Genomic DNA, 25,091 nt, shown 5'->3' on the forward strand with positions numbered 1-25,091 from the left:
GAAGGCGGTCGAGCCTGTCGAGATCGTCGAGCCCGTGGAGAACGGCGAGAGCATCGAGGAGGCGGCGCCCGAGGCGGTGGCCGAGCCCGAGCCCGCCGCCGCGCCGCGGGGACGTACTCGCCGCAGGGCGTCGGCTCCGGCCGGTTCCCCGCAGACCGCCCAGGCCGTCGCGGAGCCCGTATCCGTGGAGGAGCCCGTCGGGGTCACCGCCACGACCTCGGCCGACAACGTTCCGGGGGCGGAGGAGGAAGCGGAGACCGAGCCGCAGGCCGAGGCCGCGCCGCCCGCGCGCACCCGCCGTCGTGCCGTCCGCAAGGCGACCGCCCCGGCGGGCGCGCCGAAGGCCACCGGGCCCGCCGCCGGCACCGCCGAGAGCCTGTCCGAGCCCGTGGCCGCGACCTCGGCGGCCGAGAGCGCCGCCCAGGCCGAGCCCGCGGCCGAGGCACCGGCCGCCGAGGACGCCGCGCCGCTCGGCCGCCGTCGCCGCCGCGTCACTGCTTCCGCCGGCCGGCCCGAGTTCACGGGCAAGGACGAGGAGCCCGTACGCAAGAGCCGTCGCGCGACGCGTCCCGCCGTGGCCGTGTTCCAGGCCCCGGTCTTCACCGAGCCCATGTTCCAGACCCCGGAGACCGCGGCCGCCGCCGCTGCCGCTTCGCGCCACGTGGAGATCGAGGCCGAGGAGGAGGCCGCGACGGCCGAGGAGCAGCCCGCCACCGAGGCCGCGCCGTCGGCCGGTTCGCGCCGCCGTCGCCGCCGTCGCGGCGAGGCCGTCGAGCCCGAGCAGACCGCCCCCGCGGCGGAGGAGCCCGTCGAGGACGAGCACGAGCCGCAGGACGCGGGCGACGAAGAGCACGAGGCCGAGGCCGAGGGCGAGGAGACGGACGAGTACGGTGACCGGCCCACGCGCCGCCGCCGTCGCGGGGGCCGACGTCGTCGTCGTGGTGAGAACCACGAGGGCGAGGAGACCCCCGAGCAGCACGGCGAGGAGGCCGCTGCGGCCGACCAGGCCGAGGACGAGCGGGAACACGCCCAGGAGACCGAGGCTGAGGAGGAGGAGCACGAGGCGGCCGCCTCCGGCACGAGCAGCAGCCGCCGCCGTCGGCGCCGTCGCCGTCGCAGCGGGGACCTCGCCGCCGACGTCGAGGTCGGCGCGGACGACCCGGAGCGTACGGTCGTCAAGGTCCGCGAGCCCCGCAAGAAGGAGGAGCGGGAGCCGGGCACGGGCTTCGACGAGGTCCAGTCCATCAAGGGCTCGACCCGTATGGAGGCGAAGAAGCAGCGCCGCCGTGAGGGCCGTGAGCAGGGCCGCCGCCGCGTCCCGATCATCACCGAGGCCGAGTTCCTGGCCCGCCGTGAGGCCGTCGAGCGCGTGATGGTCGTCCGCCAGAACGGCGAGCGCACCCAGATCGGCGTCCTCGAGGACAACGTGCTCGTCGAGCACTACGTCAACAAGGAGCAGGCCACCAGCTACGTCGGCAACGTCTACCTGGGCAAGGTGCAGAATGTACTGCCGTCCATGGAGGCCGCCTTCGTCGACATCGGCAAGGGCCGCAACGCCGTCCTGTACGCCGGTGAGGTGAACTTCGAGGCACTCGGCATGGCTCACGGGCCGCGCCGCATCGAGACCGCGCTGAAGTCCGGTCAGTCCGTCCTCGTCCAGGTGACCAAGGACCCGATCGGTCACAAGGGCGCCCGCCTGACCAGCCAGGTCTCGCTGCCCGGCCGCTACCTGGTCTACGTGCCCGAGGGCTCGATGACCGGCATCAGCCGCAAGCTGCCCGACACCGAGCGGGCCCGGCTGAAGACCATTCTCAAGAAGATCGTCCCCGAGGACGCGGGCGTCATCGTCCGTACCGCCGCGGAGGGCGCGAGCGAGGACGAGCTGCGCCGCGACGTCGAACGGCTGCAGCAGCAGTGGGACGACATCCAGAAGAAGGCCAAGGGCACCAGCGGCTCCAACGCGCCGACGCTGCTCTACGGCGAGCCGGACATGACCGTCCGGGTCGTCCGCGACATCTTCAACGAGGACTTCTCCAAGGTCATCGTCAGCGGTGACGACGCGTGGGAGACCATCCACGGCTACGTCTCCCAGGTGGCGCCGGACCTGACGGAGCGCCTGTCGCGGTGGACCTCCGAGGTCGACATCTTCGCGACCTACCGGATCGACGAGCAGCTGATGAAGGCGCTGGACCGGAAGGTCTATCTGCCGAGCGGCGGCTCGCTGGTGATCGACAAGACCGAGGCGATGGTCGTGGTCGACGTCAACACCGGCAAGTTCACCGGTCAGGGCGGCAACCTCGAGGAGACCGTCACCAAGAACAACCTGGAGGCGGCCGAGGAGATCGTGCGCCAGCTGCGGCTGCGCGACCTCGGCGGCATCGTCGTCGTCGACTTCATCGACATGGTGCTGGAGTCCAACCGGGACCTGGTGCTGCGGCGCCTGCTGGAGTGCCTGGGACGCGACCGTACGAAGCACCAGGTCGCCGAGGTGACCTCGCTGGGCCTGGTCCAGATGACCCGCAAGCGGGTGGGACAGGGACTGCTGGAGTCGTTCTCCGAGTCCTGCGTCCACTGCAACGGGCGCGGTGTGATCGTGCACATGCCGCAGCCGGCCTCGATCGGCGGCGGCAACGGCAAGCGCTCCAAGAAGCGCGGTCGCGGCGGCGTGGGCCATGACCACGAGCACGGTCCCGAGCACGTCACGGAGGCACCGGCCGAAGCCGCGGCCGAGGCCGCCGTCGGGACCGGGACGGCGGCGGAGACCGAGACCGTTGCCGAGGTCGCTGCCGAGGTGGCCGCTCCCATGGCGCTGCCCGAGCCGGAGTTCGCCCCGGACGAGGAGCTGTACAGCAGCGCCGCCGAGGCCGAGGCGGCCGCGGCGCGCGGCCGAGGCCGGCGCCGTACGACCCGCAAGGCGACGGCACCGGCCGGGGCCCCGAAGGCCGCGAAGCTTCCCGTCGCCCCGGTGGCCGAGCCGGAACCGGAGCCGGTCGTGGTCGTGGAGGCCGGACCGGTGGCGGAGCCCGAGCCCGTCGCCGAGGCCCTGGTGGCGGCGGAGGCTCCCGCGGCCGAGGCCCCGAAGGGCCGTACGCGCCGACGGGCGACCCGTAAGGCGACCTCTCCGGCGGGCTCGCCGGCCTCGGCCGAGCCGGTCGAGGAAGTCGTGACTGTGGTCACCCCGGTCGATGCCGAGGCATCGGCGGCCGAGGCGGCACAGCCCGAGGCCGTAGTGGTGGAGACTGCCGTCGAGCCTGCTCCGCCGCGCGCCCGTCGCCGCGTGACCCGCAAGGTCACCGCCCCCGCGGGCTCGCCCGCGGGAGCGGACGCGGCGGAGGTCGTCGTGGTGACGGGCAGCGTCGTGGTGGAGCCCGAGGCCGTGCCGGCCGTGTCAGAGGAGCCCGCGACCGTGCCGGCCGAGGCACCGGAGAGCGTCGCCGAGACCTCGGACGGCGAGGCCCCGGAGGCCGAGGCTCCGGCCAGGAAGACGGCCCGCAAGGCGGTCAAGAAGGCCACGGCCAAGAAGGCGGCCACCAAGAAGACGGCTGCCAAGAAGACCACCACGGCCAAGAAGACCGCCGCGAAGAAGACGGTGGCCAAGAAGACGGTGGCCAAGAAGACGACGGCCAAGAAGACGACGGCGAAGAAGGCGGCGGCCAAGAAGACCGTCGCGGCCGAGCAGTCCTCGCAGCCGTCGGTGTCGGCCGACACGGAGAGCTGACCGTCGGACGAGCCGACCGTCGGATGACGCCGAAGAGGCGCGACCCCCTCACGAGGGCCGTGCCTCTTCGGCGCGTCCCGGCTCGGTGCGGATCACATGGACCGTGTCTCGAAAGCCCCAGCCTGAGCGAAACGCGGTATGAAAAGCCTGATAATGTGACGCGGCTGACGCCAGATATGTCATTCCTGAGAATGCTCATCGGCGCGTCGGTCAACTTCCGGCAGGACAGACCACCCTCCGAACCCCAAGTGCGCTGCCCTCGGGGGAAAGGGGTGATTTGAGCGCAATATATTGTCAACGAATCGGCCGTGCGCCGAGGCGGCGGAGCCTCAGCCGGCATTCGCGTGCCCTCGAACCTTCGCCGGTCACAGCTCTTGCGGTGTTCAAGGAGGATGTCCATGTCGAGCGACAACAGGGAGACCATCCCTGCTGCCCGACCGGCGATCGGTGACGAAGAGATCGAGGCCGTGGTACGCGTACTGCGCAGCGGTCGCGTCGTGCAGGGTCCGGAGGTCGCGGCCTTCGAGGAAGGCTTCTCCGAGCTGGTCGCCGGACGCCACTGCGTGGCGGTCAACTCCGGGACCTCCGCGCTCCATCTGTTGCTGCTCGCCCTCGGTATCGGCCCGGGCGACGAGGTCATCGTCCCGTCGTTCTCCTTCGCCGCCTCCGCCAACGCCGTCCGGCTGACCGGTGCCGACGCGGTCTTCGCCGACATCGAGCCCGGCAGCTTCGGCCTGGACCCGGCCGCCGTCGAGGCCGCCGTCACGCCGCGCACGGCGGCGATCATGCCGGTGCACCTGTACGGTCACCCGGCCGCGATGGACAAGCTCATGCCCATCGCGGAGAAGCACAAGCTCGCCGTGGTCGAGGACGCCTGCCAGGCGCACGCCGCGTCCCTGAACGGCACTCCGGTCGGCGCCTTCGGCTCCGGCGGCACATTCAGCTTCTACCCGACCAAGAACATGCACTCCCTCGAGGGCGGCATGATCACCACGGCCGACGCCGAAGTCGCGCGCACGCTCAGGCTGCTGCGCAACCAGGGCATGGAGCAGCGGTACGCCAACGAGATCGTCGGCGCCAACATGCGCATGACGGACGTGGCCGCCGCCGTAGGCCGCGTCCAGCTGACCAAGCTGGCCGGCTGGACCGAGCAGCGCCGCGCCAACGCCGCCTACCTCGACGCCCACATCACCGCCCCGAGCGTCACGACGCCGCCGGTCTCCGAGGGCGCCCGGCACGTCTACCACCAGTACACGATCCGGGTGCGGGGCGACCGCGACGCAGCGATGGCGAAGCTCACCGAGGCGGGCATCGGCAACGCCGTCTACTACCCGACCCCGATCCACCGGCTCAAGCCGTACTGGGAGCCGGACCAGAAGGCCGGCCGCACCTGGGACCTGCCGGAGACCGAGCGGGCCGCGGCCGAGGTCGTCTCGCTGCCCGTGCACCCGTCCCTCGGGGCGGACGACCTGGAGCGCATCGTCGCCGCCGTGAACGCGCTGGGGGAGAACCTGTGACCGCCGCGACACTGAGGGCCGGACTCATCGGCCTGGGCTCCATGGGCCGCCACCACGCACGCGTCCTCGCCGGACTCGAAGGCGTGGAGCTGGTCGGCGTCGTCGACCCGATGGGGGACAAGAACGGCTGGGCGCAGGGCGCCCCCGTGCTCTCCTCGGTCGACGAACTGATCGAGCTCGGAATCGACTACGCGGTCGTGGCCTGCCCGACCGCCCTGCACGAACCGGTCGGCCTCCAGCTCGCCGAGGCCGGGGTCTGCGCGCTGATCGAGAAGCCGGTCGCCGACACCGTCGAGGGCGCCCGCCGCCTCGTCGAGGCGTTCGAGACGCGCGGCCTGGTCGCCGGCGTCGGCCACATCGAACGCTGCAACCCGGCGCTCCGCTCGATGCGCGCCCGTCTGGAGGCCGGCGAGCTCGGCGACGTGTACCAGGTCGTCACCCGCCGTCAGGGCCCGTTCCCGCACCGCATCGCCGACGTCGGCGTGGTGAAGGACCTGGCCACCCACGACATCGACCTGACCGGCTGGGTGACCGGCCGCACCTACACGTCGATCGCCGCCCACACCGTCTCGAAGTCCGGCCGCCCGCACGAGGACATGGTCTCCGCCGTGGGCCGGCTCTCCGACGGCACCATGGTCAATCACCTGGTCAACTGGCTCAGCCCGCTCAAGGAACGCTTCACCTCCGTCACCGGCGAACGAGGCACCTTCATCGCCGACACCCTCACCGCGGACCTCACCTTCCACTCGAACGCGGCGGTGGCCACCGAATGGGAGGCCCTCCAGGCGTTCCGCGGGGTCTCCGAGGGCGACATGATCCGTTACGCCATACCGAAGCGTGAGCCGCTGCTCGTCGAGCACGAACTCTTCAGTGACGCCGTACGGGGCGTCTCCAAGGACATCTGTACCCTGCGGCAAGGGCTGCGGACCGTCGAGGTGGCGGCCGCGGTGCTGGAATCGGCCGCGAGCGGGGCGACCGTCAGCCTGGACACCAACAGCGCGATGAGCTGAATCCCCGGCAGCGGGCATACCGCTCATCTGATCGGACCGGCTTCGTGCTCCCAGGAACGCGAAGCCGGTACCGGCTCGTTTGTCTTGCACCGGAGGAAGAACAAAATGAAATCCCCTGCCCGTCGACCGCGGCTTGCCGTGATCGTCGCCAACGGCATCACGGGCGACTCGCGGGTCCAGAAGACAGCTGTGGCCGCTGCGCGTGACGGCTGGGACGTCACGCTGATCGGCAGGAGCGACACCAAGCGTGTCCAGCGGTCGAGGCTGGGTCCGATCGAGGTGATCCGTGTCCCCGTGGCCAAGGAGTACCTGAAGTCGGTGAAGTCGCGCAGGGCACATCCGCTGCGCGGCACCATGACCCAGTTCCGTCTCCAGGACCAGGCGGCGCTGGGCCGCTACCGTGTCTCCTACCAAGCATGGGTACGCCGGACGTCTGCGCAGACGACCTGGTCCGGGACGCCCCGGCGGGTGTCACTGAAGGCTGTGCTGCGTGCCCGCCGTGTCGTCTACAAGCTGCGGGTGCGTGCCTTCAAGTGGGAACAGCGGCGGACGCCGAAGAACACCGTTCCGGTCCGTGACTGGCGCCAGGACTGGCCGCAGCTGGTCGATCTGGACCTGGCGTTCGGCCCGGTGATCGAGGAACTCAAGCCGGACGTCATCCACGCCAACGACGCGACCACGATCGTGACGGCTGCGTGCAGTGCGGCGAGACTCCGGGGAAGCGGCCACCGGTGCGTCTGGCTCTACGACGCGCACGAGTACATTCGCGGCGTCGAATGGCCCAGCCCAAGGCAGGCGTACGCCCTTCCCGCGGCGGAGGCCGAGCACATCGGCAGGGCGGACGCGGTCGTCACTGTGTCTCCGCAGCTTGCCGAGCTGCTGAGAGACGACCATGGGCTCTCCGGCCTTCCTCTGGTTGTGGGCAACTCCCCGGTCCGTGAGGTGATCGGTTCCGGCTCGGTGCGAGCGTCCGTCCGCGAGGTGTGCGGACTCGGACCCGAAGTTCCGCTCATGGTGTACTCGGGATGGCTGGGACCGGAACGTGGCGTGGACGCCGTGATCAACGCTCTCCCCGAACTGCCTGGAGTGCACCTCGCGCTGGTCTGCAGCCGGACGACGCCGCTGCTCGAGCAACTGCTGGCGACCGCCGAGAGGCTCGGTGTCCGTGACCGCATCCATCTGGCGCCCTACGTGCCGCAGCACGAGGTCGCCGACTACCTGTCCTCGGCGGATATCGGCCTGACCCCGTTCCGGAGGGTGCCCAACTGCGAGGTCTCCCTGCCGACGAAGGTCTCCGAGTATCTGCAGGCGGGGCTCCCGCTGGTCACCAGTGACGTGCGTGTGATCAAGGAGTACGTGGAGGAGAAGGAGATCGGGGAGGTCTTCACCTGGGACGATCCGGCCACCTTCGCTGCCGCCGCCTCCCGCGCTCTGAAGCGGCGCACCGAACTCGCCGCGCACATCTCCGAGGATGTACTCAAGGAGCTGTCCTGGGAGCACCAGAGTGCCGGGCTGCTCAAGCTGTACCGCACCCTGTCGAAGAAGACCCCGCCGGTGCCGTCCACCGTCGTGCCCTGGGACGTCCAGGAGACGCCCGGGGCCGCACCGATCGGTGCGAGCAGCGGGAAGCCCGGTGCCCCGGTCTGGACGGAGCTCGGCTCCACTCCGGTCAAGCTGGGCATCGGGCCGGCCAACTACGCCGGTCAGGGCGCGGCCTTCGCTCAAGCGTTGTCGCAGGCGAACCCCGACGTGTCCGTCGAGGTCGTCATGAACAAGCGAGCCGAGAGCTTCGACTACCCGGCTGATGTCTACGTCGACGCCGAGCGGTTGGGCGACCTCGATGTCCAGTTGCAGCAGGTGCAGCGGATCGTCGGCCGTTACAGCCACCTGATCGTCGACGCCTTCATGCCGGTCTTCGGACGGCTCAATGGCGACACGATCGCGGGAGACCTGGCCGCACTGAGCAAGGCCCGTATCAAGGTGGCACTTCTGTCGCACGGCAGTGACATCCGTCACCCCGCCCGGCATCTGGAGCGTCACGAGTACTCGCTGTTCAGGGACGCCCCTGAGGGGATCGCCGAGAGGCTCCAGGTCAAGGCCGAGGTCAACCGGCGGATCGCCGACGAATCCGGCCTGCCGGTCTTCGTCACCACTCCCGATCTGCTGGACGACCTGCCGATGGCCAAGTGGACCCCGCTCGTGGTGGACGTCGAATCGTGGGCGGCCGACCGTCCGGTGATGGAGCGGAAGCGGCCCATCGTGCTGCACGCGCCGTCCAAGCGCTGGACGAAGGGGACGGACCGCGTGATGCCGGTCCTCACCGACCTGCACGACAAGGGCGTGATCGACTTCAGGCTCGTCGAAGGTATCCCCTGGGCCGAGATGCAGGCGCTGGTCAAGGAGAGCGACCTGGTCCTGGACCAGGTCACCACTGGCAGCTACGGCACGTTCGCGGTGGAGGCGATGGCCGCGGGCAAGCCGGTGATCGCCCACATCAGTGACTCGGTGAAGGCCGCTGCGAACGGTGACCTGCCGGTCGTCAGCGCCACGCCGGACACCCTGCGCGAGGTATTGGGCGGCTTGATCGACGATCGGGACGGGACTGCGGCCATCGGCCGTGCTTCGGCGGAATTCGCTCGTACTTATCACGACGGACGTTGGACCGCACAAGTACTGAGCGGTTTCCTCAAGTGACGCGTCCGGGGGAAGGGTTGTTGATGGAGACGCAGGAACTCGGCACCGAGCGGCCCGCCAGGGGCCGGGTCGTGATGCTGGTCGACAACAAGGTCGAGGGCGATTCACGGGTCCAGAAGGCCGCCGAGTCCATGGCAGCGGCCGGCTGGGACGTGACGCTTCTGGGCCTGGTGCGCACCGGCAAGGGCCGCAGCTGGAAACTGGGCGACGCCGAAGTGCGGCTGCTTCCGTTGAAGGCGCCGCTGGCCAAGCGGCACGCGGAGCGTCACCGCTCGCCGCTGCGCCGTCCCCTGGCGTACCCGCCGGGCCCGCTCGCCGCGTACCGCAGGCAGTGGGCCAAGGCGTGGCGTGCCGATGTCGCCACGCGTCGGGCCGCGCTTCGAGTGGCACCGCAGGCGGTGGGATCGTCGGCCTTCCGGAAAGTGGAGCAGGCCCGACTCGTGGTGGCCGGGCCGACGTCGAAGGTGATGCAGCGCTGGATCGAATTCCGTTCGCGGCAGTCCACCGAGGCGCAGCAGGCGGGCCGGCGGCTGCGAGGTCCGCTGGACAGGGCGTTCACCGCAGTTTGGAAGACCGCCAAGGGGAAGCGCGCCTGGCGTCGGCTCGAGCCCGCGCTGTGGGACTACGAGCTGACGTACGGCAAGGTGATCGACGGCCTCAAGCCGGATCTGATCCACGCCAACGACTTCCGGATGCTCGGTGTCGGCGCTCGTGCCGCTGTGCGTGCCAGGGCTGCGGGCCGTCAGGTCAAGCTGGTCTGGGACGCGCACGAGTTTCTGCCGGGGGTTCGCCCATGGGAGGACAACGCGCACTGGATCCCCGGCAACACGGCGCACGAGAGCGAATTCGCCCCCTACGCCGATGCGGTGGTGACCGTTTCCGAAGGGCTCGCGGATCTGCTTCGTGAGCGCCACTCCCTGGCCGGACAGCCCACGGTCGTGCTCAACGCCCCCGACCGGCCGGTCGAGCCGGTTGGCGGGGAAGACGCCGAACCGATGCCGGATCTGCGAGAACAGTGCGGCATCGGTCCGGACGTCCCGCTCGTGGTCTACAGCGGTTCTCCGGGGCCGCAGCGCGGCCTCGGAGAGATGGTGGAGGCGCTGCCGTACCTGGAAGGCGTGCACATCGCCCTCGTCGTGCCCAACCCGGCCGCCGGGTACATCAAGGGTCTGCTCGCCCGGGCGGAGGAGCTGGGCGCGGGGGACCGGATGCATGCGGTGCCGTATGTACCCCACTGGCAGGTGGTTCCGTTCCTGTCCGCCGCGAACGTCGGCTGCATTCCGATCCACCACTGGCCGAACCACGAGATCGCACTGATCACCAAGTTCTTCGAGTACTCGCACGCCCGGCTGCCGTTGGTCGTCAGCGATGTGAAGACCATGTCCGAGATGACCCGTTCGACGGGGCAGGGCGAGGTGTGTGCCGCTGAGGACGTCTCCGATCTGGTCCGTGCGATCAAGCAGGTGCTGGCGGATCCGGATCGCTACCGCGCCGCCTACGACAAGCCCGGACTGCTGGACAACTGGACCTGGGAAGCGCAGGCCGAGGTTCTCGACGGTCTCTACACCAGTCTGCTCTCCGACGGCGAGAAGGCGGCGAGGAGACGATGACAACGGTTCCCGACGTCAGCGTGGTGGTCGCCGTCTACAACACCATGCCCTATCTCACCGAGTGCCTGAACTCTCTGGTGGGGCAGTCCATCGGCCTCGACCGGCTGGAGGTCGTGGCGGTCGACGACGGTTCGACGGACGACAGCGGCGCCGAGCTCGACCGGTTCGCCGCCCGTTACCCCGGTACGGTCAAGGTCGTCCACCAGCCCAACTCCGGTGGCCCCGCGATGCCGAGCAACCGGGCGCTGGAGCTCGCCACCGGCCGGTACGTCTACTTCATCGGCTCCGACGACTACCTCGGCGAGGAGGCGCTGGAGCGGATGGTGTCCTGCGCCGACACCAATGGTTCGGACGTCGTCATAGGGAAGATGGTCGGCACCAACGGACGGTACGTGCGCCAGTCGCTGTACAAGGCCAACGACCCCGACGTCAGCCTCTACGGCCCCGAGCTGCCGTTCGCCCTCGCCAACACCAAGCTCTTCCGCCGCGACCTCGTCGAGAAGCACAAACTGCGCTTCCCCGAGGACATGCCGGTCGGCAGCGACCAGCCCTTCACCATCGAGGCGTGCGTCCGGGCCCGCAGAATATCCGTGGTCGCCGACTACACCTGCTACTACGCGGTGAAGCGCGGGGACGCCAGCAACATCACCTACCGCGCGAACCACCTGTCCCGGCTGCGCTGCACCGCCGCGATCATGGACCATGCGGCCCGGCTGATCGAGGCGGGGCCGAACCGGGACGCCGTCCTCAAGCGCCACTTCACCTGGGAGCTCTCCAAGCTGATCCAGGACGACTTCGTGGCGCTGGACGACGAGACGAAGCGCGACATCTGCGTCGGCATCACCCGGCTCGCGGACACCTATCTGACGGACCCGCTGAGCGACGGACTCCCGGTCAAGCTGCGCGCCAGGCTCCGGCTCGCGCAACGCGGCGCGGTCGACGAACTCTGCCGTGCGATCAGCGAGGAGGCCGAGCACGGGGCGCCCCCCTTCCACCTGGAGGACGGCCGGGCCTTCGCCCGCTACCCCGGGTTTCGCGACGCGGGTCTGGATCTCCCGGACCGCTGCTTCGAACTCGTCGGGGAGATCGTGCCCGGACGTCTGGCCGCCAAGACCCGGCTGATCGAGTCGGAGTGGGTGCAGACCGGCGACGAGCTCGCGCTCGCGCTGACGGTCCGTGTCGGTGTCGTCGGAGAGACCGGCTCCGCCGTGGTCCGTCTCGTCGAGGGCGCCATGCCCAAGAGCGCCGACAAGGCACGTGCCCGCCGACTGCCGGACGGGTGCGAACTGGCTCCGGTCCAGGGGAAGTTCACCCGCGAAGTCGCGCCCGACGGCGATGCCACCCTGGTGCGGGCCGTGATCCCGCTGGAGCCGCGCAGGATCAAGCGCGGGGTGCGCGTCTTCGTGGACGTGGCCGGAGAGACGTACGAGATCCCCGTGCGCGGGGACGGCCGGCCCATGCCGCTGGCCCGTCGCTGGCACGGTGAGAAGGACCCGTACCGGGCCGCGGCACAGCTCAACTCCAAGGGGCGTGTGGTGATCAGCACGGGCCCGCTCCATCCGCCCAAGAAGTCGCTGGGCTCGCGGCTGCGATCCCGGCTGACCCGCGCCACGCGTTCCAAGAGGAAGTGACCATGAACATCTGTGTAGTCGCCCTGGGCAAGATCGGGCTGCCGCTCGCCGTGCAGTTCGCGGCCAAGGGCCACCGGGTGACCGGCGCCGACGTCAACGAGAAGGTCGTGGAGCTGGTCAACGCCGGTGTCGAGCCGTTCCCCGGCGAGCACGACCTGGACGTCAAGCTCAAGGAGACCGTCGAGGCGGGGCTGCTGACCGCCACCACGGACACGGCCGCCGCCGTGGCCGAGTCCGAGGCCGTCGTGGTCGTCGTCCCCCTTTTCGTGGACGCCGAGGGCACCCCCGACTTCGGCTGGATGGACTCCGCGACCCGGGCGATCGCCGCCGGGCTCAAGCCGGGCACCCTCGTCAGCTACGAGACCACGCTGCCGGTCGGCACCACCCGCACCCGCTGGGCGCCGATGCTCGAAGAAGGCTCCGGCCTCAAGGCCGGCGAGGACTTTCACCTGGTGTTCTCCCCGGAACGGGTGCTCACCGGCCGGGTCTTCGCGGACCTGCGCCGCTACCCGAAGCTGGTCGGCGGCATAGACGAGGCGTCGACCGCGCACGGCGTCTCGTTCTACGAGTCGGTTCTGGACTTCGACGAGCGCACGGACCTGCCCCGCCCCAACGGCGTCTGGGACCTGGGCACCTCCGAGGCGTCCGAGCTGGCCAAGCTCGCCGAGACGACCTACCGGGACGTCAACATCGGCCTGGCCAACCAGTTCGCCCGCTTCGCCGACCAGCAGAACATCGATGTCCTCAAGGTCATCGAGGCCTGCAACTCCCAGCCCTACAGCCACATCCACCGGCCGGGCATCGCCGTCGGCGGCCACTGCATCCCGATCTACCCGCGGATGTACCTGTGGAACGACCCCTCGGCGACCGTGGTCCGTTCGGCGCGCGAGGCCAACGCCGCCATGCCCGAGTACGCGGTCGACCTGCTCGCCGCCGCCTACGGCGACTTGGACGGGGTCGGCGTGCTGGTGCTGGGCGCGGCGTACCGCGGCGGCGTGAAGGAGACGGCCTTCTCCGGCGTCTTCCCGACCGTCGAGGCCCTGAAGGCGCGCGGCGCGGTTCCATTCGTCTCGGACCCGATGTACACGGCCGAGGAGCTGGCCGCGCACGGTCTGGTCCCGCACGAGGGCCAGACCGTCACCGCCGCGATCCTCCAGGCCGACCACGCCGAGTACCGCGAGCTGTCCGCCGCCGACCTGCCGGACGTCCGCGTCCTGGTCGACGGCCGTCGCACCACGGACCCGGCCCGCTGGGAGGGCGTCCGCCGCGTCGTCATCGGTGGCTGAGCCCTTGCGACCTGGGGAGCAATAGGGAGCGGGCTCCCGACGCCCTGCGACTCCGCTCGCTGATCCACTCCCTGTTGCTCCCCAGGTCGTTACTGGTCCGCTGACATCGTGAAGGGGTCCTCCCGGCACTGCCGGGAGGACCCCTTCACGACGTCCGTCGTCGGCCCTCGTAAACCTGTGGGACTACTTGGTCGGCAACTCCGGCGGATTGCTGGATTCCCGGGCCAGGGCGGCGCGTAGCCACTTCTGCGAAGGCCGCTCCACGAACCGGTGCATCAGCCAGGCAAGAGCGATCAGGGCACCCGTGGTCACCCCCAGTGTGGGCCATGCGCCCAGGTGCCCGTAGAGCTTGCGGATCATGGCCCAGCCCAGTTCTTCATGAAGGAGGTACAACGGGTAGACCAGGGCGCCCGCAGTGGACAGCCACTTCCAGTCGAGCCAGTCCGTCCTGCGTAATGCGACGGCCAGCACGAGCAGGTAGAAGACGGTGACCACGGCCAGCGCGAGGTACGGATCCCGGTCCATACCCTTGGTGTGCTGCAGATTGTCGGCGTGTTCTACCAGATCGCTCTGCATCACCAGCCAGCTTGCGCCCAGCAGGCCCCACAGCTTCAGGTCGGGGCCGAAACGGTACATCAGATACATGGCGATACCGGCGACGAACAGCGCGGTGTTCAGCGGCTGGGCGAAGATCCCGAGCAGCGGTACGTCCGTGTCCTGCTGAGCCAGGACGCTCGCCAGCAGCCATAACCAGCAAAAGACCGACACACGTTGGTAGTCGAGACCTTTCCAGAGAACCACCAGGAAGATCAGGTAGAAGGTCAGTTCCACCCAGAGTGTCCAGTAGGCGCCGACCAGGTGCTGCGCGGACAGTGGTACCTGGAGCATCGTGAGATTGGTCAGCGAGTCGCTGATACTGGGAACGGAACGCTGACCGTCCGGCAGCAAGCGCCAAACGAGGAAAGCGACGACGGCCGAGAACCAGTAGGCGGGAAAGAGCCGCAGAAAACGGGCACGCGCGAACTGTCCGGGGGTCCGGCTCCAGGCCGACAGGCAGATGACGAAGCCGCTGATGATGAAAAAGAGCTGGACACCGTACGAACCGTATGACGTGACGGGGAAGAGCCAGGGAAAAAGCTTCTCGGGGTTTACCGCCCAATTGGCTTTGGTCGCTGCGTCGACTCCGGTGAAGTGGAAGAGCAGAACGGAGAGAGCGGCCAGGACACGCAGGGCGTCGAGCGCGTAGAGACGAGGCGGGGGCACCTTCTCGGGGGATCGCGCACCGCTCGTGGCGCTCGTACTCGGGTGGTCGGATATCTGGACACCGGTCTGGGACATGTAGGCCTCACTTGGCGGGCGCCGGTGAATCCGGTCACCATGTGTGCTCGGATCGATGTGCCGAACGAAGGGGGACCGGTCGCCGACCCGGGGGCGGCGAACCGGTATGCATTCGTGTTGCCACGGGTCCAATCGATGGCCGACCGAAGCGACCACGTGTCTCGGGGCAGGTCCACGCGTGGCGGAGGGGCTCGAACGGTGGTGTCGGACGGGTCACGGCAGGCCGTCCACCGGGGACTGGCGCGATCGAGGCAGTCCCCGGCGGAGCGCCTCCCGCTGTTGCCGGAGCGGCTGGCTGCCTAAGGGCTGTCCCGTAATCCCTGGCGGGCGCGCGACGACGGCTGCGGCACCTCGCCGCGTTGTCGGAACACCCGCATACATTCGGTATGCGGACGCCCCTCCGCCTTGCGATGCACCACATCCGACGCCGCACACTGATCCACCATGGATTACGGGACAGCCCTTATGCGGTGCGCTCGGTCAGGACGCCGGCCTTCTCCTCGTACATGGCGCCGGTCTGCGGGCACTCCCAGAGACCCGGCTGTCCCGCGCGCTCCACGAGCTTGACGCCCGCCCGGCCGACCCAGCCGACCTGCCGGGCGGGTACCCCGACGACCAGTGCGTAATCCGGGACGTCCTTGGTGACCACGGCGCCGGCGGCGACCATCGCCCAGCGGCCGACGCGGACCGGGGCGACGCACACGGACCGCGCGCCGAGCGAGGCACCCTCGGCGACCTTCACTCCGACCGCTTCCCAGTCGCCGCCGCGCTTCTGCTTGCCCTCGGGGTCGACGGAGCGCGGGTTGTGGTCGTTGGTGAGCACCACGGCCGGGCCGACGAACACGCCGTCGCCGAGCTCGGCAGGCTCGTACACCAGGGCGTAGTTCTGCAGCTTGACGTTGTCACCGATCCGCACACCGGTGCCCACGTAGGCGCCGCGTCCCACCACGCAGCCTTCGCCGAGCCGGGCCCCCTCGCGGATCTGAGCGAGTTCCCAGATGCTGCTGCCGTCGCCGATCTCGGCAGAGTCGTCGACCTGGGCGGTGGGCTGGACCCTGTAGTTCACGTCGTGCGCCTTCCGTTGAGCGGATTTACCGCAAAGCATAAGAGCACCCACTGGCGGCTCCTCTGCCTGCGCGTCCGCCGATGCCGCTCGCCGGGGAGGGGCGTCGACGTCGCTCGCCCTTGCGCAGTGCCCCAAAACGGGTTCCAGGGGTGCATTCATGAACATTTCTTGCAGGGTGCAGCGGTCGAAATGCGCGATTCGCTCGTCCGCACGTTCAATGCTTTCGTGGAGATCGGTCCGAGGGGTGACGGTGGTCGGGATGACCGCTACGGATTTCCTGTTGGCGGCGAGTCCGGCTGCGGCCGTGCTCCACTGGTAGAAATGGGAGCCTCTGTCGGACCATCGGTGCGGACCCGGCACGCATCACCAAAAATCCGTCAATATTCTTCTTCGGGCATGCATCGTCCACGGGAGCGGAAGGAATGCGCAATCCGTTCTCCCGGCGAGTGGAAATGCCGGTGCGGAAATCCAGGTATATGGGCGAATCCGTGCCGGTCGGAATCCGAATGAGTACTCCTGCTGTCATGGCAGCGATCTCTCCGCAGGTGCCCTCACTGCTTGCTGCGGAAAGAGTTCGTCAGGGAAGTCCGATAACAGCTACGGACGGGGCGAGCTGTGCATGAATGGAGTGGATGGAGGCCCGAGTCGGACGGTCGGCGCCAACTGCCGGTCGTAGCCCGACCTCGACCGGCTCGCACCTCCTTCGGCGGTGGGTCGTTGGAGCCTTGATCCCGCCCGTCGGTCGTGGTGGGCCGGATCTCCTCACGGTACGGCGCCCGCTCCGGAATCCGGGGCGAGCGCATGCGTGCGCGGGAACTCGGTGGTCGATGTGCCCGGGGTGGATGCTCCGGGCGCCCCAGGGCGGACCGCTTCCTCCGCGGCAGGGTCGGACGGGGGTATGGATGTGATCGACTGTTTCGTCCTGCTTTCGACGCCGTCCGGTTCGGGCCTGCGGCGATACGGGGCCGCGACGCTTTCTCGTGCCGCGTCCGCACCGCTCGACCGCGTGGCGCGAAGAGGTGGCAGGGCCCGGTTTGACCCCCTGCCCGGGCGACCGTAATCTTGACCCTCGGCGTGTTTCCATGCGCGCCCACCCCCTGAGCACATTCCTCCCGGTGGACCCGTCCGGCGGGAGAGGCCGTTCGTCCTTCCGGATCGTCGTGGGCTTCCGCCCGCGCGAGCGGCTGGCATCAGGGGATCCGTTCCGAGCGAGAGAGAGATCCGCGTGTACGCCATCGTGCGCAGCGGTGGCCGTCAGCACAAGGTTGCTGTCGGTGACATCGTTGAGGTTGACAAGATTTCCACTGCCAAGGTTGGCGACACGGTCGAGCTCTCGACCCTGCTCGTGGTCGACGGCGACGCCGTGACCAGCGACCCGTGGGTGCTGGCCGGGATCAAGGTCCAGGCCGAGGTCGTGGACCACCACAAGGGCGCGAAGATCGACATCCTTCGCTACAAGAACAAGACCGGCTACCGCCGTCGCCAGGGTCACCGTCAGCAGTACACGGCGATCAAGGTCACCGGTATCCCCACGGCTGCGAAGTAAGGGACTGAGGAGACATGGCACACAAGAAGGGCGCATCGTCCACCCGGAACGGTCGCGATTCCAATGCTCAGCGGCTCGGTGTGAAGCGCTTCGGCGGCCAGGCCGTCAACGCCGGTGAGATCCTGGTCCGTCAGCGCGGCACCCACTTCCACCCGGGCACGGGTGTCGGTCGCGGTGGCGACGACACGCTGTTCGCGCTGACCGCCGGTGCGGTCCAGTTCGGCACGCACCGTGGCCGCAAGGTCGTGAACATCGTTCCGATCGCCGCCTGATTCACGGCGCTCGTCGAGCGATTTCTGCGGAGGCGGACCTCACTTCCCCCACGGGAAGCGGGTCCGCCTTTCGCGTGTTTCTCCCATGAGAGACGGCCTTCTCCTGCGCGGGACGGCACGAGTGAGACATTTCTGTACGTATGTAACTGGAGGTTCCCACCATGACCACCTTCGTGGACCGCGTCGAGCTGTATGTCGCCGCGGGTAACGGAGGCCACGGCTGCGCCTCCGTACACCGTGAGAAATTCAAGCCGCTGGGCGGGCCGGACGGCGGCAACGGCGGGCGCGGCGGCGACGTGACCCTGGTCGTCGACCAGTCGATCACCACGCTCCTCGAGTATCACCACCGCCCGCACCGCAAGGCCACCAACGGGCAGCCCGGCGAGGGCGGCCACCGTTCCGGCAAGGACGGCCAGGACCTGGTCCTGCCGGTGCCCGACGGCACGGTCGTGCTCGACAAGCACGGCAACGTCCTGGCGGACCTCGTCGGCCAGGGCACCACGTTCGTGGCGGGCCAGGGCGGTCGCGGGGGCCTGGGCAACGCCGCGCTGGCCTCCGCCCGGCGCAAGGCCCCCGGTTTCGCGCTGCTCGGCGAGCCCGGCGAGGCGCGGGACATCGTCCTGGAGCTCAAGACCGTCGCCGATGTCGCGCTGGTGGGCTACCCGAGCGCGGGCAAGTCCTCGCTCATCTCCGTCCTGTCGGCGGCCAAGCCCAAGATCGCCGACTACCCGTTCACGACGCTCGTGCCGAACCTCGGCGTGGTCACCGCGGGCAGCACCGTCTACACCATCGCCGACGTCCCTGGTCTGATCCCGGGCGCCAGCCAGGGTCGCGGCCTCGGCCTGGAGTTCCTGCGGCACGTGGAGCGCTGCTCGGTCCTCGTGCACGTCCTGGACACCGCGACGCTGGAGTCCGACCGCGACCCGGTCTCCGACCTCGACGTGATCGAGGAGGAACTGAAGCAGTACGGCGGTCTGGACGACCGGCCCCGCATCGTCGTCCTCAACAAGATCGACATCCCGGACGGCAAGGACCTCGCGGACATGATCCGCCCGGACCTGGAGGCGCGCGGTTACCGCGTCTTCGAGGTGTCGGCCGTCGCCCGTACCGGGCTGAAGGAGCTCTCCTACGCGCTCGCGGGCGTCATCGAGGAGGCGCGTGCGGCCCGGCCCGTGGAGGCGGCGACCCGTATCGTCATCCGCCCGAAGGCCGTCGACGACGCCGGTTTCACCGTCACCAAGGAGGAGGACGGCCTCTACCGGGTGCGCGGCGGCAAGCCGGAGCGCTGGGTGCGGCAGACCGACTTCAACAACGACGAGGCCGTGGGCTATCTGGCCGACCGGCTCAACCGCCTCGGTGTCGAGGACGAGTTGATGAAGGCCGGTGCCCGCGCGGGCGACGGTGTGGCCATCGGCGCCGAGGACGACGCGGTCGTCTTCGACTGGGAACCGACCATGGCGTCCGGCGCGGAGATGCTCGGCCGGCGCGGCGAGGACCACCGCTTCGAGGCACCCCGTCCGGCCGCCCAGCGCCGCCGTGACCGCGAGGCCGAACGCGACGAGGCGCAGCGGGAGTTCGACGACTTCGACCCGTTCTAGTGCCGCTCCTTACGGGCAAACCTTGCCGGTCACGGCACTAAGGGCTGTCCCGTAATCCGTGGTGGATCAGCGTGCGGCGTCGGATGTGGTGCATCGCAAGGCGGAGGGGCGTCCGCATACCGGATGTATGCGGACGTTCCGACAACGCGGCGAGGTGCCGCAGCTGTCGTCGCGCCCGCCGGGGATTACGGGACAGCCCTTAGACGATCCGGGCTCCCGGCCCCGGCGCCCGGCCTGGTCCCGAACGGTTCCCTCCGGGCCGTTTCCGGAAGGGCCGGCCCGGCCCGGTCCCAGGTTCCGTCCCGAACCCGGGACCGTCTCGACCCGGCCGCACGGTCCCGGGCCGTTCCGTCACGTGCCGTTCCGTCACGTGCCGAACGGGCCTGTTCTGTACGACCGTCCGATGGCCCGGTGAGTACTCCGCGTCAGTCGGCCGACGAACGGAACGCGCTCAAGGGTGATTCATGCCGCTCGACCGTGTGGCGTCGATCACCCGTCAAGGAAGCGTGAATCCCGGTGTTTTCCCTGATCGCAAGGCAACGCAAGGTTGCGGCGCGGCGTGCGGTGGCCTGCGTCCACCTTGCGAGACGGTAACGGAGAGTGCAACCATCGCTGTATCTCCCAGCCCTCAAGGTAGGTCGTCCGTGTCTGCTCAGCACATAGCCAAAGCCCGAACCACAGCAGTCGTGCTCGCCGGAGGAACCGGCCAGCGCGTGGGTCTTTCGATCCCGAAGCAGCTGCTGAAGATCGCGGGCAAGGCGGTCATCGAGCACACGCTGTCGATCTTCGAGCAGGCCGACTCCATCGACGACATCATCGTGCTGATGGCCCCCGGGTACGTGCCCGACGTGGAGAAGATCGTCGCCAAGGCCGGGCTCGGCAAGGTCGTCAAGGTGATCGAGGGCGGTTCCACCCGCAACGAGACCACCGAGCGTGCCATCGCGGCCCTCGGCGAGGGCCTCGCCGAGGGCGAGGACCGCAACGTCCTGTTCCATGACGCCGTGCGCCCGCTGCTCTCGCAGCGGGTCATCAAGGACTGCGTCGACGCCCTCGACCGTTACGAGGCCGTCGACGTCGCCATCCCGTCCGCGGACACGATCATCGTGACGCGTACCCACGGTGGCGACGGCGAGTTCATCACCGATGTGCCCGACCGTTCCCGGCTGCGTCGTGGCCAGACGCCGCAGGCGTTCAAGCTGTCCACGATCCGCAGGGCGTACGAGATCGCGGCGGGCGACCCGAACTTCCAGGCCACCGACGACTGTTCGGTGGTCCTGAAGTACCTCCCCGACGTGCCGATCTACGTGGTCGCGGGCGACGAGTACAACATGAAGGTCACCCAGCCGGTCGACGTCTTCATCGCGGACAAGCTCTTCCAGCTGGCCTCCACGGCCGTTCCGCAGCCGACGGACGACGCCGCCTACCGCGAGCTGCTGTCCGGCAAGACCCTGGTCGTCTTCGGCGGCTCGTACGGCATCGGCGCGGACATCGCGTCGCTCGCCGAGTCCTACGGCGCCACCGTCTACGCCCTGGGCCGCTCCACCACCGGCACGCACGTGGAGAACCCGGAGCACATCGACGACGCGCTCTCCAAGGCCTACGCCGACACCGGCCGCATCGACTACGTGGTCAACACCGCGGGCGTGCTCCGCATCGGCAAGCTGGCCGAGACGGACAACACGACCATCCAGGAAGCGCTGAACGTCAACTACCTGGCACCGGTCCAGATCGCCCGCGCCTCCCACAAGTACCTCGCCGAGACCAAGGGCCAGTTGCTCCTCTACACCTCCAGCAGCTACACCCGGGGCCGCGCGGAGTACAGCCTCTACTCGTCCACCAAGGCCGCCATGGTCAACCTGACCCAGGCCCTCGCGGACGAGTGGGCGAACGAGGGCGTGCGGGTGAACTGCGTGAACCCCGAGCGCACCGCCACGCCGATGCGCACCAAGGCGTTCGGCGAGGAGCCCGCGGGTACCCTGCTCTCCTCCGAGGCGGTCGCGAGGACCTCCCTCGACGTCCTGCTTTCCGAGATGACCGGCCATGTCATCGACGTACGGCAGCAGGACCCGACCCGCGGTGCCTCCGAGGCATCGGGCTTCGAACAGGCGCTGGCCGCCGTCCTGGACCGACAGGCCGATGTGTAATACTGCTTGACAATCCACCATTCGGACCCCTGAAGTCGCCCGCGTGCGAATTCCAGGGGTCCGAATTCGTGAAGCTCCGGCTTCACAATTTCCTCGCAAGGCAACCAGTCGGCACCCTCGGGAGCGGTACTTCGTGATTTCGAAAGCCATGCGCTTGGCCAGGGTGGGCAGCGGTTCGGAGCTGGCCGCAGCTCTTCTCATGGCTCTGGGTTTCCCATGCATAATGCTCGCGGCCCTGCTCCCCGATCTCTGGTTCTTCGCCGGCGCCGCCGCGGTGACCTATCTGGCCGACCGGTACCTGCACCGGCGCGGCAGCTATCTGATCAACCGGCTGTCCGCGGTCCGCGCGGGGCTCTCGATCCGCTTCCTGGTCCGTCAGCTCCTGCTCATCCTGCTGCTCACCCGCATGGGGTACGGCGAGGCGACGCTGTTCTACACGACCGTTGCCTGCCTGCTGGCCTTCTACGCCCTCCAGGCACCGCAGAGCGCCATAGTGGCGTTGATCAAGAACCGTCGCAGGCTCCCGGTCGTCACGCGCAACATCGACCTGGAGCGGGTGCGGATCCCCGACGCCCCGCGGCCGCTGCTGATGAACCGGGCCGCGGAGAAGATGCTCCACCTGGACGTCTTCGCGATGGTGGGCGTCCTGGTCGCGGTGGGGACCGGCGTGCACGTCATCGCCTACGCGGGCCTGGCCGTGACCCTGGTGCTCGCGGCCTGCTACCTGGCGGCGCTGGTCCCGTACCTCCGGCCGAAGCGGATCGTGGGGCCCGACGCCAAGGTGCTCGGCGCGGTGAGCACCTGGCTGCGTGAGTACCAGCCGACCGTGGTGCTCTACTTCTCCGGTTCCAAGGACTCGGCCTACCAGGTCAACATGTGGCTGGAGACCATGGCGCAGGTCGAGGGCCGCCCGCTGATCCTGCTGCGCGAGCGCTTCATCGTGCCCCAGCTGAACACGACATCGGTGCCGGTGCTCTGCGTGCCCGGCGGCGTGCACCTGATGAACCTGGACCTCTCGTCGGTGCGGGTCGCGCTGTACGCGGCCAACGTCGGCAAGAACATCCACCTGCTCCGGGTGCCGACGATGAAGCACGTCTTCATCGGCCACGGCGACAGCGACAAGATCGCCAGTGTCAACCCGTACAGCAAGGCGTACGACGAGGTGTGGACCGCGGGCCGGGCCGGCCGCGACCGCTACGCACTGGCGGACGTCGGGGTGCGCGACGAGGACATCGTCGAGGTGGGCCGCCCGCAGCTGGCCCCCATCCGGCCGTGGTCCGGCGCGCCGAAGAACCCGATCCCGACCGTGCTGTACGCCCCCACCTGGGAGGGCTGGGACGACAACCCGGGCAACACCTCGCTGCTGCTGGCCGGCGAGAACATCGTCCGGCGTCTGCTGAACGCCGAGAAGCCGGTCCGGCTGCTCTACAAGCCGCACCCCTTCACGGGCACCCGCAGCGCCAAGGCCAGGGCCGCGCACCAGCGGATCACCGCGCTGATCGAGAAGGCCGCCGCCGAGCGCGCCACCGACCCCCGTTGGGCGGACGAGGCCGCGGCGTTCCGGTCGGCACAGACCGAGGCGCGGGCCGAACTGACCCGTATCGAGGCGCGCCTCGACGTGCTGACGAGCGGCGGGCAGACCTCCGGGGACGAGGCCGAACTGTCCCGCGACTCGCTGGCCGACCCGGCGCGCGAGGCCGAGATCGCACGGCTCAGGGACGAGTGGAACGCGGCGTCCTGGCGCGCGCTCGGCTGGTGGGAGCACAAGGTCGTCACGGGCGCCCGGATGCGGCTGTACGACTGCTTCAACGAGTCGGACGCCATGGTCTCGGACATCTCCAGCGTGGTGTCGGACTTCATCGCCAGCGGGAAGCCGTACGCGGTCACCGACTCGGCGGCTCTGGGCGAGGACGAGTTCCGGCGGCAGAACACCGCAGTGCGTGCCGCGGTCATCCTGTCCAACGAGGCGACCGAGGTGGACGCCCTGCTCGCGGCGGTTTCGGACCCCGCGACGGACACCCTGGCCACCGACCGGCGCGAGCTGAAGGAATACCTCCTCGGTCCGGACGAGCCCACCTCGATCGTGCAGTTCAACAGGGCTGTCGAGGCGCTCGCGGCCAGGTCGGCGGCCCGGAACGCTCGGGTGGCGAGGAACGTCGGCGAGCCCGTGAGTGGCTGAAAACGGCGTGTCTCAATAACACACATCATCATGCCCGGCATAGCCCGAAAAGGGTTGTGCCGGGCTTTTGTGATGAGCGCCACACTTTGGGGGGAGGGTGTGACGCAACCAACGCGTGATGTCGCCTGTCTTCTGTTGATGTGAACGACATGCCAACCCCTGACGTGACCGTGGTCGTCGGTGCCTACGAGGCCATGCCCTACCTCGTGCGCTGCCTCGAATCGGTGGAGGCGCAGACCATCGGCGCCCACCGGATCGAGATCGTGGCGGTCGACGACGGCTCGACCGACGGCACCGGTGAGTACCTGGAGGAGTTCGCGGCCCGGTCCGCGGTGCCGACCCGGGTGGTCAGACAGGCGAATTCCGGCGGTCCCAGCGGGCCGCGCAACGTGGGCCTCGGGCTGGCCCGCGGCCGTTACGTCTTCTTCCTCGACGCCGACGACTATTTCGGCGAGGAGGCCCTGGAGCGCATGGTCGCGATGGCCGACCGGGCGGGCACCGATGTGGTGCTGGGCAAGGTCGTCGGTGTGAACAGAGGCGCGCCGAAGTCGATGTGGACGGCCACCAAGGAACGTGTCGACGTCTACAACTCCAAGGTCATATACACGCTCAGTGCGCAGAAACTTTTCCGGCGTGCATTGCTGGAGCGTCTCGGTCTGAGATTCGACGAGGGACTCAAGACGGGCGAGGATGCGCTTTTCACCATGGAGACGTATCTGCGGGGCGCCGGAATTTCCGTCGTCTCCGATTACACCTGTTATTACCTCGTCGGCCGGGACGACGGAAAGCATGTCACCAAGAGCGGCACCTACGAATGGCGTTTCGATTCCATGCGCGCCATGATGCGGCTCATCCACCGTCTCGAACCCGCCGGGCCGAAGCGCGATTTCCTGATGGTCCGCCCCTTCACGGTCGGGATGCTGCAGCAGTTCGGCCCGGTCTTCCTCCGTGACTCGGAGGAGGTCCGGCGGCACAAACTGGAGCTCGCCGCCCCGCTCATGGACGCCTACTGGGACGCCGGGGTGGCGCGCCTGATCAAGGTCGCCGAGCGGCTGCGGCTCGCCGCCGTGGCGCACGGCAGGTCCGACGTCCTGACGGATGTGCTGACCTTCGTGCGGGACAAGTCCGTTCCGGATGTGGTGCGTTCGCGTAAGGGGGACAAGCTCTTCCTGGCGTACCCGCACTTCCGGGACCGGTCGAGCGGGCTCTCCGACGCGGACTTCGAGGTCACCGTGCCCGACTGGCACGACGGCAAGCGCATCGAGCGGCCCGCGGCGGCGGCGCGCAGGGCGTCGCTGTCCCGGCGCCTCGCCCGACGCGTGCGGCGGGACGTACGGCGCTGGAAGTCGCGGATCGTCGCGCGCTGAGCGATGGCCGGTCCGGTCCGCACGTGCGTCCGACCCGAATCCGGCGATGCGTCCGGCCCGGTCCCGGGCGGCCATTCCGACCTCGGGCATATGACAGTTCCGACCCCGGACATAT

The 25,091-nt window shown here is 69.1% G+C and carries 15 protein-coding genes; 13 read left to right on the forward strand and 2 right to left on the reverse strand.

From position 1 onward, the window contains the following. From ACFYXM_RS14745 to ACFYXM_RS14775, 7 genes are all read left to right on the forward strand, one after another. A partial coding sequence (locus ACFYXM_RS14745; protein WP_389289491.1) for an Rne/Rng family ribonuclease occupies positions 1 to 3,718 on the forward strand: 3,718 nt, incomplete at its 5' end. Positions 3,719 to 4,116: 398 nt separating this feature from the next. Further along, positions 4,117 to 5,235, forward strand: coding sequence for a DegT/DnrJ/EryC1/StrS family aminotransferase (locus tag ACFYXM_RS14750; RefSeq protein ID WP_389289377.1), 1,119 nt, complete (start codon positions 4,117 to 4,119; stop codon positions 5,233 to 5,235). Beyond that, on the forward strand, positions 5,232 to 6,245 hold the full coding sequence (locus tag ACFYXM_RS14755; RefSeq protein ID WP_389289378.1) for a Gfo/Idh/MocA family protein: 1,014 nt from the start codon (positions 5,232 to 5,234) through the stop codon (positions 6,243 to 6,245). The genes ACFYXM_RS14750 and ACFYXM_RS14755 overlap by 4 nt, the downstream gene beginning before the upstream one ends. Before the next feature lie 105 nt (positions 6,246 to 6,350). Then, positions 6,351 to 8,939 carry a glycosyltransferase family 4 protein gene (locus tag ACFYXM_RS14760; RefSeq protein WP_389289379.1) on the forward strand — a complete coding sequence of 863 codons (2,589 nt, stop codon included), beginning with the start codon at positions 6,351 to 6,353 and terminating at the stop codon, positions 8,937 to 8,939. A gap of 23 nt (positions 8,940 to 8,962) precedes the next feature. Continuing rightward, a complete protein-coding gene (locus tag ACFYXM_RS14765; RefSeq protein ID WP_389289380.1) occupies positions 8,963 to 10,549 on the forward strand; it encodes a glycosyltransferase family 4 protein in 1,587 nt (528 codons plus the stop codon). Further along, positions 10,546 to 12,180 (forward strand): glycosyltransferase family 2 protein, encoded by a 1,635-nt coding sequence (locus ACFYXM_RS14770; RefSeq protein WP_389289381.1) that lies wholly within the window; start codon positions 10,546 to 10,548, stop codon positions 12,178 to 12,180. The genes ACFYXM_RS14765 and ACFYXM_RS14770 overlap by 4 nt, the downstream gene beginning before the upstream one ends. 2 nt (positions 12,181 to 12,182) lie before the next feature. Then, a complete protein-coding gene (locus ACFYXM_RS14775) occupies positions 12,183 to 13,466 on the forward strand; it encodes a nucleotide sugar dehydrogenase (protein WP_389289382.1) in 1,284 nt (427 codons plus the stop codon). 183 nt (positions 13,467 to 13,649) lie between these two features. Here ACFYXM_RS14775 and ACFYXM_RS14780 read toward each other — a convergent pair whose 3' ends face one another. Together ACFYXM_RS14780 and ACFYXM_RS14785 are read right to left on the reverse strand one after the other, a co-directional pair. Then, a complete protein-coding gene (locus ACFYXM_RS14780) occupies positions 13,650 to 14,804 on the reverse strand; it encodes an acyltransferase family protein (RefSeq protein ID WP_389289383.1) in 1,155 nt (384 codons plus the stop codon). A 463-nt stretch (positions 14,805 to 15,267) separates the two neighbouring features. Beyond that, positions 15,268 to 15,870, reverse strand: a complete 603-nt coding sequence (locus ACFYXM_RS14785; protein ID WP_389289384.1) for an acyltransferase — start codon at positions 15,868 to 15,870, stop codon at positions 15,268 to 15,270. Positions 15,871 to 17,095: 1,225 nt separating this feature from the next. Here ACFYXM_RS14785 and rplU point away from each other — a divergent pair. From rplU to ACFYXM_RS14815, 6 genes are all read left to right on the forward strand, one after another. Further along, a complete protein-coding gene (gene rplU / locus ACFYXM_RS14790) occupies positions 17,096 to 17,416 on the forward strand; it encodes a 50S ribosomal protein L21 (protein WP_045947825.1) in 321 nt (106 codons plus the stop codon). A 14-nt stretch (positions 17,417 to 17,430) separates the two neighbouring features. Continuing rightward, on the forward strand, positions 17,431 to 17,688 hold the full coding sequence (gene rpmA, locus ACFYXM_RS14795) for a 50S ribosomal protein L27 (protein WP_073782955.1): 258 nt from the start codon (positions 17,431 to 17,433) through the stop codon (positions 17,686 to 17,688). A 161-nt stretch (positions 17,689 to 17,849) separates the two neighbouring features. Beyond that, positions 17,850 to 19,286, forward strand: a complete 1,437-nt coding sequence (obgE, locus tag ACFYXM_RS14800) for a GTPase ObgE (RefSeq protein WP_389289385.1) — start codon at positions 17,850 to 17,852, stop codon at positions 19,284 to 19,286. A gap of 644 nt (positions 19,287 to 19,930) precedes the next feature. Then, the gene (locus ACFYXM_RS14805) at positions 19,931 to 21,430 is read left to right on the forward strand and encodes a D-ribitol-5-phosphate cytidylyltransferase (protein WP_389289386.1); all 1,500 of its coding nucleotides are present in this window, start codon (positions 19,931 to 19,933) and stop codon (positions 21,428 to 21,430) included. 148 nt (positions 21,431 to 21,578) lie between these two features. Then, the gene (locus ACFYXM_RS14810) at positions 21,579 to 23,609 is read left to right on the forward strand and encodes a hypothetical protein (RefSeq protein WP_389289493.1); all 2,031 of its coding nucleotides are present in this window, start codon (positions 21,579 to 21,581) and stop codon (positions 23,607 to 23,609) included. A gap of 149 nt (positions 23,610 to 23,758) precedes the next feature. Then, a complete protein-coding gene (locus ACFYXM_RS14815; protein ID WP_389289387.1) occupies positions 23,759 to 24,976 on the forward strand; it encodes a glycosyltransferase family 2 protein in 1,218 nt (405 codons plus the stop codon). Positions 24,977 to 25,091: the final 115 nt, after the last annotated feature.

It is taken from the genome of Streptomyces sp. NPDC002476 (genome assembly GCF_042889785.1).
Taxonomy (GTDB): Bacteria; Actinomycetota; Actinomycetes; order Streptomycetales; family Streptomycetaceae; genus Streptomyces.